This is a genomic window from Actinoplanes sp. NPDC000266, assembly GCF_042899005.1.
GTDB lineage: Bacteria > Actinomycetota > Actinomycetes > Mycobacteriales > Micromonosporaceae > Actinoplanes.
Window position 1 is genome coordinate 100,277 of sequence record NZ_JBIAZI010000016.1, and the last position, 14,774, is coordinate 115,050.

The window sequence follows — 14,774 nt, forward strand, 5'->3', positions numbered from 1 at the left end:
CTCGCCGGAGCATCACCCGTGCGGGCGAGTGAACTGCGCCGCCGCGTGCCGCATTGTGGCAGGTGGTCCCGTTCGGTCAACGCCTCGGGATCTTTTCGATGGTGCTTTTGTTTCAAGCCCGTCGCGAACCTGACGATCCACCACCTGAACCCGGGAAGCCACTCGGCCGTACAGGGTGGTGACGAGGGTCCCAAGGTCATTGGTGATGCCCGTCGCTGTGATCAATGAGGGGCCGGTGGTGTCATGGGACGAGCGACGGGTAAGCGTCAGTCAGCGCTGCCGACGACCAGGGCGCGTGGGAATGCCGCCAGTATGGGCCTGCTCAGCAAGTATGCACGGGGCTCTCAGCTATCACCCAGGCATTCGTGACACTTTCGACCCACCAGCCGGAATCAGTACAGGCAGCAATTTGTTGTGTAGATGCCAGTAACCGCAATGTGCGAACTGCGGACGTTACGGGGAGGAACTGATGGACACAGGTATCGCCCGTAGCGGGGTTAGTAGTCATGGCAATGAGGGGACCGTGGGCAACGTGGAGAAGAGCACCGTCTTGAGGACCGATCAGGTTGCCGAGGAGCGCGACCTCGTTGGCGTCTACCTGCACGAGATCTCACGGACACCGCTGCTGGACGCCGCACGCGAGGTCGAGCTCTCCAAGGCGATCGAGGCGGGCCTCTACGCCGAGCACCTGCTCGAGACCGGCGAGGCCAAGCGCGGCGTGAGCCGGGAAGAGCTGGAGCGGCTGGTCACCGAGGGCCAGAAGGCCAAGGATCTGTTCATCCGGGCCAACCTGCGGCTGGTCGTGTCGATCGCCCGGCGCTACGTGCGCTCCGGCATGCCGATGCTCGACCTCATCCAGGAGGGCAACACCGGCCTGGTCCGCGCGGTCGAGAAGTTCGACTACGAGCGCGGCTACAAGTTCTCGACGTACGCCACCTGGTGGGTCCGTCAGGCGATCAGCCGGGCCATCGCCCAGCAGGAGCGCACCGTGCGCCTGCCCGTGCACCTGGTCGAGGACGTCAACCGGATGCGCAACGTGACCCGTCAGCTCGTCCGTGAGCTGGGCGGCGACCCCGAGCCCGAGCAGGTCGCGGCGGCCCTGGGCGTCACCGTCGAGCGGGTCAACGAGCTCACCCGCTGGGCGCAGGACACGGTGTCCCTCGACACGCCGGTCGGCGACGACGGCGACACCAACCTCGGCGACCTGGTCGCCGACAGCGACGCCCCGTCGCCTGAGGACATCGTTCTCACCGCGCTCGAGCGTCAGCGCATCGAGGGTCTGCTCAACCACCTCGACGACCGTTCGGCCGGCATCATGCGGGCCCGTTACGGCCTCGAGGACGGCCGCGAGCACTCGCTGACCGAGGTGGCCTCGCGCTTCTCGCTCAGCCGTGAGCGCATCCGCCAGCTCGAGATCCAGGCGCTCGGCCGGCTCCGCGAGCTGGCCCGGGCCGAGGGCCTCCAGGCCGCCTGACAAATTCCCCCCGCTCACTAGACACGAAAGGCCGGTACCCGATCGGGGTACCGGCCTTTGCTGTGCCTGACGCTACTTGACGCGCCCGTAGCCGTACGGCGACATGATGTCGATCGAGACTTTCTTGACCACCGATCCGGTGTGCGGAGCATGGATGATCATGCCGCCGCCCACGTAGATCGCCACGTGCCCGAGACTTCGGTAGAACACCAGATCGCCGGCCTGCAGCTGGGATCGGCTGATGTGGGCGACCACGCCCCACTGGGCCTCGGTGTTGTGCGGCAGCGACTTGCCCGCCGCGGCCCACGCGCCGGAGGTCAGGCCCGAGCAGTCCCAGGTGCCGGGGCCGTCCGCGCCGAACTCGTACGCCTCACCGAGCTGGTTATAGGCGAAGGCGACCGCCTTGCCGGCCGAGCCCGGCAGGTTGGGAACCGTGCCCGTGTACTTCGAGGTGGACTCCTGCGCCTGGCCGTAGGCCTCGGTGCGCATGGCCATCAGCTTCTTGATGTCTTTCTGGATGGTCGTCTTGCGGGCGGCCAGCGCGTTGACCTGAGCGGTCTGCTTGGCCTGGGTGGCCTTGAGGGCGGCCTGACGGGCGCTGAAGTTCTGGGTCGCCTCGGTGTACGAGTCGATGTCCCGCTGGTTGGCCCGCGAGATCTGGTCGAGGTAGTTGATCTTGTCGACCAGGTCGTCCTGCCCTTCACCGGACAGCAGCGCGGTCATCGGCCCGACCCGGCCCTGCATGTACGACGTCGCGGCGAGAGTGCCGACCCGGGCACTCGCGGTCTTGAGCGCCGCCTGGGCGGGAGCCAGAGACGCCGCGAGCTTCTTCTCGTCCGCGATCGTCTTCTTCAGGCTGATGTTCATCTTGTTGTAGTTCTCGGTGATGTCCTCGAGCTGGTTGGACGCCGCCTCGATCTTCTTGGTGAGCTCGCTCGTGGACGGAGCCGCGTGGGCGGCTGTCGCCAGAGACCCGGTCATCGCGACTGCCATGGCCGCGACGGCGAGCACCCGAAGCCTCGTACGGAGGTGTGGCACCGGTTTAGTGGCCTTTCTTCCGCTTGGCCGCCTACCGGGTTAGCTGTCGGGTTCGCGCTGGAAGAAGGCGCTACCGCAGTTTCGCGGATTCACCCCAAATACGCGGTTCCCCGGCTCCGTCACGGGCCGCGATCCGCTCGGGGGAGAGCGGGGCGTCGCCGCGAAGGATTGGGCGGCGCTGGCCGGCGCCACCGAGGGGAGTGGCTGCGGACCGGACCAACCGCATTAACTTATCGGGGGAAACATCAAATGCAAGCGGTCACAGAGTGATTTAAGACTGCGTACCGCTTTGCGTCATTGATCCCGATAACACATAGTCATTCGGCAAGGACAATGTGTTGATGCTGCCTCTCAAGCCGGACTATTCGCAAGCTCCGCCTCACGCTGCGGAATCCACTGCTTGCTCACCTTGCGCTCGACCCAGAAGGACAGGAACGGGATGGTGCCGGCCAGCATCACGGCGACCATGCGCGGGAACTCCCAGCCGGCCCGGCGCGAGAGGTCGAAGGTGAGGACGAGGTAGACCATGAAGAGGAAGCCGTGCGCCGGGCCGACCACCGCGACCACGGTGTCGTTGTCGGCCAGGTATTTCAGCGGCATGCCGACCACCACGAGCGCGAGCAGCCCCACGCCGACGATGTAGGCGATGATCCGGTAGCGGGTCAGGGCACCCTGCACAGTGGCACGTCCTTCTTCTGTCTCTATTTCCGGCCGGGGTAGTCGCCCGGGCGGGCGCCCGGATGTTCGTTCAACCAGGCCAGATAGTCGTTGTAGGCGGTCGTCTCGGCGTCGTCGGCGTCCGCGGCGGGACGCACGGCCACCCGGACCGGCCGGCCGACGGTAACAGCCGTACCTGGGAGCCTCTCGGGCTCCGGCTCGCCGGCCCGCGCCGGGTCGAGCTTGCGCCGGGCCAGCTGCACCTCGCGCCACCAGAGGAAGACGACGAAGCCCGCGAAGACCGGCCACTCGAACATGTAGCCCCAGCTGATCGCGTTTCCACCGGTCGCGCGGCTGAACTGCCACCAGCCCAGCACCAGGCACCCGAAGAACAGGACCAGCGCCAGGACGTGCCGGGCGATCCACGCCGGAGTCCACAGGCCCTTCATGCCCTTGAGCGTACCGGCGCGGGTTTGACCTCCGCCCGCATGGGCAACCGTCCCCTCATGGAGAACGGGATCGATCCAGCGGGTCTCGCGGACGAGGACCTCTTCCGCGAGCTGTCCAGCCTCTATCGCACGCGGTTCGCCACCCTTCGCCACGGCCCCGACGCGGCCCTGGCCAACCACTTCAAGCGGACCGCGGAGCTGGAGACCGAATACATGGCCCGCTATCCCGGCCGCGAGGTCGACCCGGACCGGCTGACCCAGGACTTCTAGCTAGGAGAACCCCTTGACCGAGACGCTGCGCGCCCGGCTGGCGCGCGTCGGCCAGTCGTACGCCCCCCACGAACACCGGCCGCTCGCCGGATATCTGGCCGCCATGGGCGCTTTCGGCGCCCTGGCCGCGAGTCTCGCCGCGGCCGCGAAGGTCACCGGGAAGCCCGCGCCGGAACGTCCCTCCCTGGGCGACGTGGCGCTGTTGTCGATCGCCACCCACAAGCTGAGCCGGTTGATCGCCAAGGACTCGGTCACCAGCCCGCTGAGGGCGCCGTTCACCCGGTACACCGAGCCGGCCGGGGCGGCGGAGCTCAACGAGGAGGTCCGCGACCACCACAGCTCCCTGAAGCACGGCATCGGCGAGCTCATCACGTGCCCGTTCTGCCTGGCGGTCTGGGTGGCCACCGGCCTGACCGGCGGCCTGGTCCTGGCTCCGCGCCTGACCCGCCTGGCCGCGACGACGCTGACCGCCACCGCGGTCTCGGACTTCCTTCAGATGGCCTACGACATCGCCAAGCACGCCGCGGAAGAGGACTGAGTCCCCTCAGGGTGGTCCGTCCCGGTCGAGACCGGACCACCCCTGAGGGCTCTCGGTCTCGCTGTCGTCCCGATCCGCGGTGATCTCCTCGTCCACGGCCGTGTCGTCGTGCTCGGCCGCGAAATCCTCCTGCTCGTCCGGATCCCCGATCGGCTCCATGTCCGCGCCCTCCTTGGCTCGTACGGGACTTGTCAGACTTCGAGAATCCGCAGCGCCTCGGCCGCCTCGTCCTGGGCGTACTCGCCCTCCGGCAGCGCGTCGATCCGCGTCAAGGCGGTGGCCGGCAGATCGGCCGCGATCGCCCGGCGCTGGAGGTCGGCGCTGCTCAGCCGCTCCTGCGCGTCGAAGGCGTCGTCCAGGAAGGCGTCCAGCTCACGGAAGTCATCGCTCACGGCCCGAGGACTACCCGCCGCATGCCGCCACAAACGCTGTGACCGGCGTCACATCCCCTAACGGAATCATGCCGGCGATCCGACCGTTGAGAGCAGATGTCGGTGTGCCCAGTGTCCCCGGGCCTCACCCATTGCCTTCACGGAATACCGTTCGGCTGGAGCCGTGATGAGCCACTCGCCGCGAGGCGACCTGCACACCGACATCGCGCCGTCCCCGGTCCGCCGGGGGCGGCGCACCTTTGTTTGAGGGCGCGGGTTCCATGGGTACTTGATCTCTTATGACTGATGACCGGATCGGGCAGCGCGCCGCCGATCTGCTCCCCGAGGAGCGGGCGGGCGGCGGAAGCGCGGACCCGCAGGTGCAGGCGGAAGCCATCCTCGCCGACTCCGACGAGCGCGAGGACGACCCCGGGGCGGCGCCGGACTCGTTCCTGGAGCGGCGCAGTTCGGGACAGGCCGCCCAGACCGGCGAAACCACCCGGTAGAGGCACAAGACTTACGTGTTCTTCGATGCTCATGGCAGGATGCCCCGCGTGCCTGCCCCAAATCGCCGGGTTTCGTCCCCGCAGCGTGGCCCCGCCCGAGTGCTGACCCGGCCCGGGCGTACGCGCACACCCGCGCCCCCGGCCGGCCCGCACCCCTTGGAACTGGCGGGCTTGCTGCACGAGCTGTCGGCGCTGCTGCTCTCGGCCGAGGGCTTCACCGCCGCCCTGGAGAGGCTGACCGGCTTCACCGTGGGCGCGGTGCCGGGCACGATCCGCTGCTCGGTCGCCCTGATCGGCGAGGGCGCCCCCGTGACCCAGGCCGGCCACGGCCTCGCGGGCGAAGCTGTGGACGCCCTCCAGTACGCGCAGGGCAGCCCCGGGCCGGGCCTCGAGGCCGCACGCACGCGGACCCTCGTCACCGTCCCCGACCTGGCCGACGACCAGCGCTGGCCCGAACTGACCGAGGCGGCCCGGGCCGAGGGCGTACGGGCGGTCGCCGCCGTACCCCTCGATCTGCCCCGGGCCGAGGTGGGCGCGCTCAGCCTGTACTTCGACGAGCCCGGCGCCCCCGGCCCCGACCGTCTGCTGACCGCCATGGCCCTGGCCAATCAGGCCGAGGTCCTGCTGGACGAGCTGCGCCGCCGCGAGTCCCTGAGCGCCGGCGCCACCATCGACCACGCCGTCGGCGTCATCATCGCCCAGCGGGGCTGCGGAGTCCGCGAGGCACACGACGTCCTCCGCGACACCGCCCAGCGCCTGGGCCTGGACCGCCAGGCCGTAGCCGACCGCCTCGTGACAGCGGCCGCCCGCAACGCCTGACCGTCAGGCCTGTGGGCTTCGCCTGATTGTCAGGCTTCTGGGCTTCGCCTGACCGTCAGGCCTGTGGGCTTCGCCTGACTGTCAGGCTTCTCGACGGTGCTTGCCCGGTCAGGCCCTCTCGCCGCTGCTTGGCCTCAGGCCTTTTCGACGTGCTGGACGACGTCGAACTCCAGGAGGGAGGCGCCGCTGGCTACCGGCTTCGCGCGCTCTCCCGAGTGGGCCGCGCGGCCGCTGCCGGCCGACCAGGCCTGGAAGGCCTCTTCGGTTTCCCAGCGGGTGTAGACGAAGTAGCGGGTCTCGCCGGCCACCGGGCGCAGCAGCTCGAACGACAGGAAGCCGGGCGCGTTTTCCACGGCGCCCTGTCGCGCGGCGAAGCGCTTCTCCAGCTCGGGGCCGGCGCCCTCGGGAACGTCAATCGCGTTGATCTTCACAACAGCCATGCCGCAACGCTACTGCCCCGGCCTGGGACGGATCGCGGTTGTCCACAGGCTGCCGAGCGCGCCGGTTTTGTGGTTTTTGAGGGTGACCACTCACGCAGGTCGCCCGGGTGGGGTGAGCGTTCTGGGCGCGCAGCGCCCTGCTCGCCCCGCCCGGGCCCTCGACGGGAGTTGCGGTCTGTACCCACCACCCCGCTACGACATCCGGATCTTGACCTTGGGGGTCAGCCTTTGTCCTTGCCGGCGGGTACGGCTGTTGAATCTGAAGTGTCTGCTTTGTCGCGAAGAGGGCCGGCGCCCACCTCGCCGGGGACGCCGTCGCTGTTCTCGGCGGCGAGGATGTCGTCGGCGCGCTGCTGCTGGGCCGAGCGGAGGCTCAGCGGGATCTCGGGCAGGAAGAAGACGACGATCAGGCCGATCACCATGACGGCCAGGGCCAGCAGGAAGACCACCTGGATGCCGTCGGAGAAGCCCTCCTTGAACGGGTGGGCGATCACGTCCGACAGCTTGGTCAGGAACGACGTGTCGCTGAGGTCGCCGCCGCCGGCCGTGGCCTGCTGGAGGGTCTGTGCCTGGGCCGGGTTGTCGGCCAGGGCCTGCTGGAACTCGGGCGTGGCGCGGGCCGCCGTGAAGGCGTCGCTGATCTTGCCGGGCAGGACGTTGAACAGGACCGACAGGAAGATGGCGGTGCCCAGCGTGCCGCCCATCGAGCGGAAGAACGTCACCGAACTGGTGGCGACGCCGATCTCGCGCGGGGAGACCGCGTTCTGCACCGCGGTGATCATGGGCTGCATGTTGCCGCCCAGGCCCAGGCCCATCAGCACCATGATCAGCATGGTGCGCCAGAGCGGGGTGTCGGCGCCGATCGTCGCGAACAGGGCCAGCGCGGCCACCATCAGCGTGCTGCCGATGATCGGGAAGATGCGGTAGCGGCCGGTCCGGGCGATGAGCTGGCCGGAGATGATCGAGCCGGACATGATGCCGAAGACGAACGGGATCATCTGCAGGCCGGCCATGGTGGCCGAGGAGCCCTTCACGATCTGCAGGTACAGCGGGACGGTCATCAGGCCGCCGAACATGGCCATGCCGAGGATCGTGCTGGACGTGGCGCCGACCGCGATGGTGCGGTTGCGGAACAGGCGGATCGGCAGCAGCGCCTCGTCGCCGTAGGCGCGCTCGGCCAGGACGAAGCCGATCAGGCCGAGGGCGCCGATGATGTAGCACGCGAAGGCGCGGCCGGAGTCCCAGCCCCAGTCGCGGCCCTGCTCGGCGACGGTCAGCAGCGGGACGAGGCCGATGATCAGGGTGAGCGCCCCGGGCCAGTCGATGCGGTGGTCGACGCGGGTGTGCGGCAGGTGCAGCACCCGGGCCACGACGGCCATGGCCGCGATGCCGATCGGGACGTTCAGGTAGAAGACCCAGCGCCAGCCGTCGACCCACAGGATGGTGTCGGCGCCGGCGAAGAAGCCGCCCAGGATCGGGCCGAGCACGCTCGCGGTGCCGAAGACGGCCAGGAAGTAGCCCTGGTATTTGGCGCGCTCGCGGGGCGGCACGATGTCGCCGATGATGGCCAGCGCCAGCGACATGAGGCCGCCGGCGCCGATGCCCTGGATCGCGCGGAACGCGGCCAGCTCGTACATGTTCTGGGAGAGACCGCAGAGCATGGAGCCGACGACGAAGATGCCGATGGCGAACAGGAAGAACGGCCGTCGGCCGTACAGGTCGGAGAGCTTGCCGTACAGCGGCGTGGAGATCGTCGACGTGATCAGGAAGGCCGTGGTGGCCCAGGCCTGGATGTTGAAGCCGTGCAGGTCGTCGGCGATGGTGCGGGTGGCCGTGGCCATGATGGTCTGATCCAGCGCGGCGAGGAACATGCCCATCATCAGGCCGCCGAGGATCGTCAGAATCTGCCGATGGGTGAATTCCACGGCCGATGGTTTCGTCGTGGGGTTGCTCACGCGTTCTCCCGTGGTGTTGCGGCCGGCTCGTTGCGCAGCAGCGCCTCGACCGAGCTGTTGAATTGTTCGAAGAGGCCGGCGAAGGTGGCGACCCGGTCCTCCGGCCACCCCTCGAGCGCCTCCCGGAGCCATGCCTGGCGGGCCCGCTCGAGTTGCTCGCAGGCGGACAGGCCGGCGTCGGTGATGGCGAGGCGCGACGCCCGGCCGTCCACCGGGTCGGCCTCGCGGCGGGCCAGCCCCGCCTTCACCAGCTGCGCCACCTGGCGGCTGATGGTGGAGGGGTCGGCCTGCTTGATCTCGGCGAGATCGGTGGCCCGCATCGGCCCCTGACGGCGCAGCGGGAACAGCAGCATCAGCGCCGAGAACTCCGCACCGAGGTCTCCGACACTGAGGATGCCCCTGCTGCGGGTCGCGAGTCGGTGGAACCGCACAAGTTCCTCGGCGAGTTGCGGGAGCGCGTCCACGGCAGGCCGTCCTGAGGTAGGTCAATTGGATGCTTGCACACTACAACTGGTTGGTTGATGAATGCATCTCGGTTTCGTTAACCGAGGGTGACCATCAGCGCATTCGCCAGACGCCTGTGACGAGCGTCTCGGTCTCCTCCAGGGCGGCCGGCACGGGCACGACGTACTCCGCCACTTTCTCGAAGAGCCTCTCCGGGAAATACCCCCGTCCCGGGTCCCCAACCAGGACCTCGGTGTTTTGTCGGCGGGCGGCGCGCAGGGTGGCGGTCATCGTGGGCGCGACGGCCGGGCTGTAGAAGACGTCGCCCGCGATCAGCACGTCGGCCTTCGCCGGGGCCTGGGTACTCAGGGTGACGCCGTTGGCGGCCGCGTTGCGCTCGGCGGCGGCGACGGACGCCGGGTCGAGATCGGTGGCGGCGGTCGTGGCGGCCCCGGCCAGCGCGGCCGCGATGGCGGCGACACCGCTGCCGGTGGCCAGGTCGTGCACCGACCGGCCGGCGACCTCGGCCGGGTGGTCGAGCAGATAGCGGGCCAGGGCCTGGCCGCCGGCCCAGACGAAGGCCCAGAACGGCGGCGGCTCGTCGCTGCGGAATTCGCCGCCGGTCAGGTCGAACAGGCCGACCCCACGGTCGGCGAGATGCAGGCGGATCTCCGGCGCCAGCGGGACGGGCAGCAGCGTTGTCTCGACCTTCACACAGTGATTGTGCTGCTCCCGGCGCTGGCCATGACGAGCTTCGCGCGGTATTCGGCGCGGGCCTCGGCCGCCCACGGCGCGTCCTCGTCCTCGAGCAGCGGCCGGGTGGCCAGGAAGGCGGCCGCGGTCAGCGGCTTGGCGGCGCGGTCGGCCGAGCGGCCCTCGGCGGCGGCGATCAGCTCGTCGAAGCGGTGGACGTCGACCCGGACCTGGTCGGGGTCGAGCGACCACCGTCCACGTTGGTGGCGAACCACGGGGATCGCGGCGCGGAGGACGGACATGTCCGACTCAACATCTTTCTTCTTTTCTTCCAGCGTCTCCGCCAGCTCGGCCGTCGACTGCGGACCCCGCAACGCGAGCAGGGCGAGCAGGTGGCGAGGGCGGTCTCCGCCGAAATCGGGACCGACCAGGAGGATCCCTCTGGTCCGGACCTCGACGCGGCCGAAAAGCTGGATGTCGAACATGTTTCGGAACTTTGCAAGTGAGGAAGCCAGGGCGGCAAGCCCCAATGCGGGGGGTCGAATCACCCGAAAGACTGGTGATCACGGCCGCTTGGCCTCAACCGATCATCGGGCGTACCGGTGGAACGGATCCGGCCCGGTGCCGCCGCCGTCTATTGGTAGGGCAAAGATGAGACCTGGTACTCCTTAGACTTCCACGGGTCCGGTTGAGAGAAAGGTGGCGCATGACTAACGGCGATGCGATCAGCGTTCTCGTCGTCGACGGCCACCAGACGTTCGCCGAGCTGCTCGGACATGCCCTGGCCGGGCAGCCCGACCTCCAGTACGTGGGGCACGCGCTGACGGGCGCCGAGGCGTTGCGGCTGGCGGCGGAGCTCAAGCCGAACGTGATCCTGCTCGACCCCGATTTGTCCGATGCGGACGGTATTGCCATCGCGGAACTGCTCCGCGTGCGCCAGCCGGACACACGTGTGGTGATCCTCACTGCCTCCGAGGAGCAGGCTCTCGTCGGGCGGGCCACGGCGGCCGGCGCCGCCGGCTTCCTGTCCAAGAACGGCGCGCTCGGTGATGTGCTGAACGCTTTGCGTACGGCGCACGGCGGCGGCATGACTGTCTCCACCGACATCCTGGCCCGGCTGCTGCGCAGCACCAGCCCGGTCGTCGGCCCGCGCGGCGGCGGCCTCACAGCGCGTGAGGACGAGGTGCTCCAGCTCATGGCGGCCGGTCTCGACGCGCGGGCCATCGCCCGGCGGCTCGGCATCAGCCTGCACACGTGCCGGGGCTACGTGAAGGCCGTACTGGCCAAACTGGGCGCGCACAGCCAGCTCGAGGCGGTCGCGATCGCCACCCGGCGTGGCCTGGTCCGTCCCGGCCGACCGTAACGCTAAGTAGTTCTCGCCGGTACTCATCCGGGAAGACGTGAAATCCGTACCTGTTGCTGGGGTGCCGCTGTTGATGGCGGCGTCAGGGGAAGGATTCGCGTGGACCGAACAGCAGCTGACCGAGCAGCGGCTGGCGGGGCACCGTCCGATGTGGCGGTGGCCGAGCCGTCGGCGCCCGGCCTGGGGAGTCGAGACACCATCTACCGGCGGCCGCCGGCGCGGCCGGAGGCGAACGAGCCGTCGTGGTTCAACGGCAGCATGCAGACCGAGGAGTCCCGGAGCCTGCCGCCGGCCGAGGAGAGCCCGAGCCGGGCCTCGTTCGGATTCGGCGACGGCCCGATCTCGCCGGTGCGCCATCCGGCCTCGCCGACGTCGCCGGCCCCGGTGGGCCGTGAGCCCGAGCCGGATCCGATCGCGGTCGAGCTGCCCATTCGCCGGATGGGCGACACCGCCGAGCGCCGACTGAACATTTCGGACATTGATCTTCCGAAGACCGGTTTCCCGGACACCAGCTCGTGGGATGCCGGGCTCGCGGACACCGGTGAGCGGCCGGCCCTTCGCTCCCAGCCGACCGGCGCGCCGCGTCCCGCGCCGTCGGTCACCCCGCCCGCCGCCCCGCCGCGTCAGTCCCGGGGCGTCACGGTCGGCATCGTTCTCATGAGCCTCATCGTGCTGGTCGCGGGCAGCATCGTCGGCGTCGTCTACTTCACCGGCTCCGACGACGACCTCGACTCCGTGCTCCAGCTCGGCGCCGGCGAGAACGGCAAGCGCACGGCGGTCGCCCCGCTCGACAACCGGACGAGGGCCAGCTTCGAGCTGCTCGCCGCGACCAACAAGGTCAACGTGTCGATCGGCGAGCTCGGCGACGACCTCTACCGCATCTCCACTCCGGAGGACGCCGGCATCCTGCCCAGCCCGATCGTGCGCGACGACGACGTGAAGCTTCAGGTGACGCGCGACGGCGACGGCACCGGCGGCGAGATCGACGTGGTGCTGGCGGCGAAGGTGAACTGGCAGCTGCGCTTCTCCGGCTACGCCGAGGAGCAGGTCATCAACCTCAGCGGCGGCCAGATCAGCGGCCTCGAGATGGTCGGCGGCATGCGGACCGCCCAGGTCACCCTGTCCCGTCCGTCCGGAACGGTGCCGATCAAGATCAATGGCGCGGTGGAGAAGCTGGCGCTGAAGTCGCCGGCCGACAGCCCGGTGCGGGTCAAGGTCGGCGGCGGGGCGCAGACCGTCGTGGCCGGGACGCGGACCCTCAAGGACGTCGCCGCCGGCTCCACGCTCACCCCGAAGGACTGGGCGGTGCCGAACCGCTACGACGTGGGCGCGGGCGCCCCGATCACGACGCTGACCGTGGCCAACGCCTGAGGTTTTGGGAGGGCTCACGGCCCTCCCAAAATCAACTCAGGAGAGAACGCGCAGCCGGACCGTCTGCTCCATGGCCCGCAGACGGTCGAGCACCTCGTCGCTGAAGTCACCGCTGATGTCGGTGATCAGATATCCGTACTCGCCTCGCGTGCTCAGCAGCTGGCCCTCGACGTTCACCTTGTGCTCGGCCAGGATGCTGTTGACCTGGGCCAGAACGCCGGGCGTGTTGACGTGGACGTGCCCGATGCGGCTCTGCCCGGCCTGCTCGGGCAGGGCGACGCCGGGGAGGTTCACACTGAGGGTGGTGTTGCCCTCCTCGACGAAGGTGGCCAGCTTGTTGGCCACGAAGGCGCCGATGTCGGACTGCGCCTCCTCGGTCGACCCGCCGATGTGCGGGGTGAGGATGACGTTGGGCAGGCCGCGCAGCTCGGAGACGAACTCGTCGCCGCGGCCCTTGGGCTCGGTCGGGAAGACGTCGACCGCGGCGCCGGCCAGGTGGCCGCTCTCCAGGGCCTCGCGCAGGGCGACGTGGTCGACCACGATGCCGCGCGACAGGTTGAGGAACAGGGCGCCCTCACGCATCCGCTTGAACTGCTCGGCGCCGAAGAAGCCGGCGTTGCCGGGGCGGCCGTCGACGTGGATCGTGACGATGTCGCTGGTCTCCAGCAGCTCCTCGATCGAGGCGCAGCGGTGCGCGTTGCTCAGCGCGAGCTTGTCGGCGGTGTCGTAGAACGACACGTGCATGCCGAGGTTTTCGGCGAGCACCGAGAGCTGGGTGCCGATGTTGCCGTAGCCGACGATGCCGAGGCGGCGGCCGCGGATCTCGTGGGCGCCGTCGGCCGACTTGTCCCAGACGCCCTGGTGCATGAGCGCGTTCTTCTCGGTGAGCCGCCGCGTCATCGAGATGATCTCGGCGATGGCCAGCTCGACGACCGAGCGCGTGTTCGAGAACGGCGCGTTGAAGACCGCGACACCGTTGGCCGACGCGACGGGCAGGTCGATCTGGTCGGTGCCGATGCAGAAGGCACCGATCGCGACGAGCTTGTCCGCGGCCTCGAGAGCCTTGGCCGTGACCTTGGTCTTGGACCGGATGCCCAGCAGGTGCACGCCGCGGATGCGCTCGATCAGCTCGGACTCGTCGAGGGCGTTGCGGACGGACTCGACGACGTATCCCTCGGACTCGAGCCGGGTCACCGCGTCGGGATGGATGCTCTCCAGGAGTAGGACTCGCACCTTGGCCTCGTCGATCATCGTGTTCCGTTCGTGAGGAAGTTTGGGCCGTCCGGGCCGCCACGCCGAAGCCCGACTTCCCAGCCTATAGCCCTGGAATGACCCGCCCGGGCGGGTGTGCTCGACCTCCCATCTGTTGGTTGTGCGTCGCGCGCACAGATACGGAGGTGACCTTTCTTCGGTTCACATCTCGGCCGTCAACCAGCGCCGGAGCTCGTCGGCCTGCCATCGCTGGAAGGCCCGGACGGTCGGGATGCCGGGCGGCGGAGGCTGCCGGCAGATGTCGCGGAACATGCCCGCGAGCGCGGCGAACGCGTCCGTCACGATCCGCCGGTCGATACCCTCGATCACCCGTTCGGGGTCGCCGCCGTGCACCCAGACGTTCGCCGCGAGGTCGACGCTGTTCCACCACCGGGGGCCGGCCGCGGCCCACGGCCAGTCCACGATGACCACCCGGCCGTCCGGGCGAACGATCATGTTGTCGGCCCGGATGTCGCAATGCGCGACGGTGTCGCCGGTCCGCAACCGCTCCACCGTCCGCACGGCGGCGGCCCGCAACTCCGGCAGATGATCGCGTTCCCACGGATCGAGGCCGGCCGGTGGATCGGCGGCCACCCGGTCCCACCCGGCGAAGTCCTCGGCGAACAGGTCGCCCGCGTTCCGCAGACCAGGAGGCGCCGGCGTGAGCGCCCGGTCCAGCTCGGCGAGGGCCGTCACGGCCGCGTCGATCTCGCTTTCGACCCAGGGTGTACGAGGGTGAGCGCCCTCGACATCCTCAAGAACCAGCACCACCCACTCGCCGTCGTCGAACCCGTCGATCAGCCGGGGCGCGGGCACCCCCTCGGGCAGCATCGCTGTGATGCGCATCTCGTCGCGCGCGAGCTCGGCCGAGCGCGCGTTGACGGCCGGGGTGACGGCCTTGACGAAGGCGCGGCGCCCGGACGCGGTGACCACCCGGTCGGCGCTGCCCGGCGAGAAGCCGCCGGGCTGGGAAACGGCCGTGACCACGGCCCCGCCGCCGATGATCCGCTCGATCCGGGCCCGGACCGCCCCGGGCAGCTCGGGCCACGTGATCCTTTTCCCCGTCGCAGGCACCATGGGCCGATCGTGGCAGTTCGCTGAACGTGGAGGCGACCCCATTTCCCGGGGTGAGGTG

Annotated in this window: 19 protein-coding genes and 1 riboswitch; of the genes, 7 read left to right on the forward strand and 12 right to left on the reverse strand. The window is 69.4% G+C overall.

From position 1 onward, the window contains the following. Positions 1-469 precede the first annotated feature (469 nt). Entirely contained in the window at positions 470-1,474 is a 1,005-nt protein-coding gene (locus ACFY36_RS45475; RefSeq protein ID WP_097319765.1) for a sigma-70 family RNA polymerase sigma factor, read from the forward strand. 72 nt (positions 1,475-1,546) lie between these two features. Here ACFY36_RS45475 and ACFY36_RS45480 read toward each other — a convergent pair whose 3' ends face one another. From ACFY36_RS45480 to ACFY36_RS45490, 3 genes are all read right to left on the reverse strand, one after another. Then, a complete protein-coding gene (locus tag ACFY36_RS45480) occupies positions 1,547-2,455 on the reverse strand; it encodes a C40 family peptidase (RefSeq protein WP_499752157.1) in 909 nt (302 codons plus the stop codon). Between the two features lie 70 nt (positions 2,456-2,525). Continuing rightward, positions 2,526-2,653: riboswitch (cyclic di-AMP (ydaO/yuaA leader) on the reverse strand. A 210-nt stretch (positions 2,654-2,863) separates the two neighbouring features. After that, positions 2,864-3,190, reverse strand: coding sequence for a DUF3817 domain-containing protein (locus ACFY36_RS45485; protein WP_499752158.1), 327 nt, complete (start codon positions 3,188-3,190; stop codon positions 2,864-2,866). Positions 3,191-3,213: 23 nt separating this feature from the next. Next, positions 3,214-3,618: a hypothetical protein gene (locus ACFY36_RS45490; protein WP_499752159.1), complete on the reverse strand. Its 405-nt coding sequence runs from the start codon at positions 3,616-3,618 to the stop codon at positions 3,214-3,216. 39 nt (positions 3,619-3,657) lie between these two features. On the opposite strand from ACFY36_RS45490, the gene ACFY36_RS45495 reads away from it, so the two are divergent. Together ACFY36_RS45495 and ACFY36_RS45500 are read left to right on the forward strand one after the other, a co-directional pair. After that, positions 3,658-3,888, forward strand: coding sequence for a DUF6158 family protein (locus ACFY36_RS45495; RefSeq protein WP_499752160.1), 231 nt, complete (start codon positions 3,658-3,660; stop codon positions 3,886-3,888). Between the two features lie 13 nt (positions 3,889-3,901). Next, complete coding sequence (locus ACFY36_RS45500; RefSeq protein WP_499752161.1) at positions 3,902-4,426, forward strand: DUF1360 domain-containing protein; 525 nt, start codon at positions 3,902-3,904, stop codon at positions 4,424-4,426. A gap of 6 nt (positions 4,427-4,432) precedes the next feature. Here ACFY36_RS45500 and ACFY36_RS45505 read toward each other — a convergent pair whose 3' ends face one another. After that, positions 4,433-4,585, reverse strand: a complete 153-nt coding sequence (locus ACFY36_RS45505) for a hypothetical protein (RefSeq protein ID WP_498695110.1) — start codon at positions 4,583-4,585, stop codon at positions 4,433-4,435. Positions 4,586-4,617: 32 nt separating this feature from the next. Continuing rightward, complete coding sequence (locus ACFY36_RS45510; RefSeq protein WP_499752162.1) at positions 4,618-4,818, reverse strand: hypothetical protein; 201 nt, start codon at positions 4,816-4,818, stop codon at positions 4,618-4,620. Positions 4,819-5,096: 278 nt separating this feature from the next. Here ACFY36_RS45510 and ACFY36_RS45515 point away from each other — a divergent pair, with 278 nt between their 5' ends. Continuing rightward, positions 5,097-5,303, forward strand: a complete 207-nt coding sequence (locus ACFY36_RS45515) for a hypothetical protein (RefSeq protein WP_499752163.1) — start codon at positions 5,097-5,099, stop codon at positions 5,301-5,303. Positions 5,304-5,342: 39 nt separating this feature from the next. After that, on the forward strand, positions 5,343-6,122 hold the full coding sequence (locus ACFY36_RS45520; protein ID WP_499752164.1) for an ANTAR domain-containing protein: 780 nt from the start codon (positions 5,343-5,345) through the stop codon (positions 6,120-6,122). Positions 6,123-6,256: 134 nt separating this feature from the next. Here ACFY36_RS45520 and ACFY36_RS45525 read toward each other — a convergent pair whose 3' ends face one another. The 5 genes from ACFY36_RS45525 to ACFY36_RS45545 all read right to left on the reverse strand — a co-directional run bounded on the left by ACFY36_RS45525 (position 6,257) and on the right by ACFY36_RS45545 (position 10,139). Further along, the gene (locus tag ACFY36_RS45525) at positions 6,257-6,562 is read right to left on the reverse strand and encodes an antibiotic biosynthesis monooxygenase family protein (protein ID WP_499752165.1); all 306 of its coding nucleotides are present in this window, start codon (positions 6,560-6,562) and stop codon (positions 6,257-6,259) included. A gap of 221 nt (positions 6,563-6,783) precedes the next feature. Beyond that, complete coding sequence (locus ACFY36_RS45530) at positions 6,784-8,517, reverse strand: MDR family MFS transporter (RefSeq protein ID WP_499752166.1); 1,734 nt, start codon at positions 8,515-8,517, stop codon at positions 6,784-6,786. Further along, positions 8,514-8,981: a MarR family winged helix-turn-helix transcriptional regulator gene (locus tag ACFY36_RS45535; RefSeq protein ID WP_499752167.1), complete on the reverse strand. Its 468-nt coding sequence runs from the start codon at positions 8,979-8,981 to the stop codon at positions 8,514-8,516. Before ACFY36_RS45535 ends, ACFY36_RS45530 begins: the two co-directional genes overlap by 4 nt. 94 nt (positions 8,982-9,075) lie before the next feature. Further along, positions 9,076-9,675, reverse strand: coding sequence for a class I SAM-dependent methyltransferase (locus ACFY36_RS45540; RefSeq protein WP_499752168.1), 600 nt, complete (start codon positions 9,673-9,675; stop codon positions 9,076-9,078). Next, positions 9,672-10,139, reverse strand: coding sequence for a hypothetical protein (locus ACFY36_RS45545; protein WP_499752169.1), 468 nt, complete (start codon positions 10,137-10,139; stop codon positions 9,672-9,674). The genes ACFY36_RS45540 and ACFY36_RS45545 overlap by 4 nt, the downstream gene beginning before the upstream one ends. Positions 10,140-10,360: 221 nt before the next feature. On the opposite strand from ACFY36_RS45545, the gene ACFY36_RS45550 reads away from it, so the two are divergent. Next, a complete protein-coding gene (locus ACFY36_RS45550) occupies positions 10,361-11,017 on the forward strand; it encodes a response regulator (protein ID WP_097319777.1) in 657 nt (218 codons plus the stop codon). Positions 11,018-11,173: 156 nt separating this feature from the next. After that, positions 11,174-12,388, forward strand: a complete 1,215-nt coding sequence (locus ACFY36_RS45555) for a hypothetical protein (RefSeq protein ID WP_499752170.1) — start codon at positions 11,174-11,176, stop codon at positions 12,386-12,388. A gap of 36 nt (positions 12,389-12,424) precedes the next feature. Here ACFY36_RS45555 and serA read toward each other — a convergent pair whose 3' ends face one another. Together serA and ACFY36_RS45565 are read right to left on the reverse strand one after the other, a co-directional pair. Then, the gene (gene serA / locus ACFY36_RS45560) at positions 12,425-13,639 is read right to left on the reverse strand and encodes a phosphoglycerate dehydrogenase (RefSeq protein ID WP_499752171.1); all 1,215 of its coding nucleotides are present in this window, start codon (positions 13,637-13,639) and stop codon (positions 12,425-12,427) included. A gap of 162 nt (positions 13,640-13,801) precedes the next feature. Then, positions 13,802-14,716 (reverse strand): aminoglycoside phosphotransferase family protein, encoded by a 915-nt coding sequence (locus ACFY36_RS45565; RefSeq protein WP_499752172.1) that lies wholly within the window; start codon positions 14,714-14,716, stop codon positions 13,802-13,804. Between the last annotated feature and the right edge of the window lie 58 nt (positions 14,717-14,774).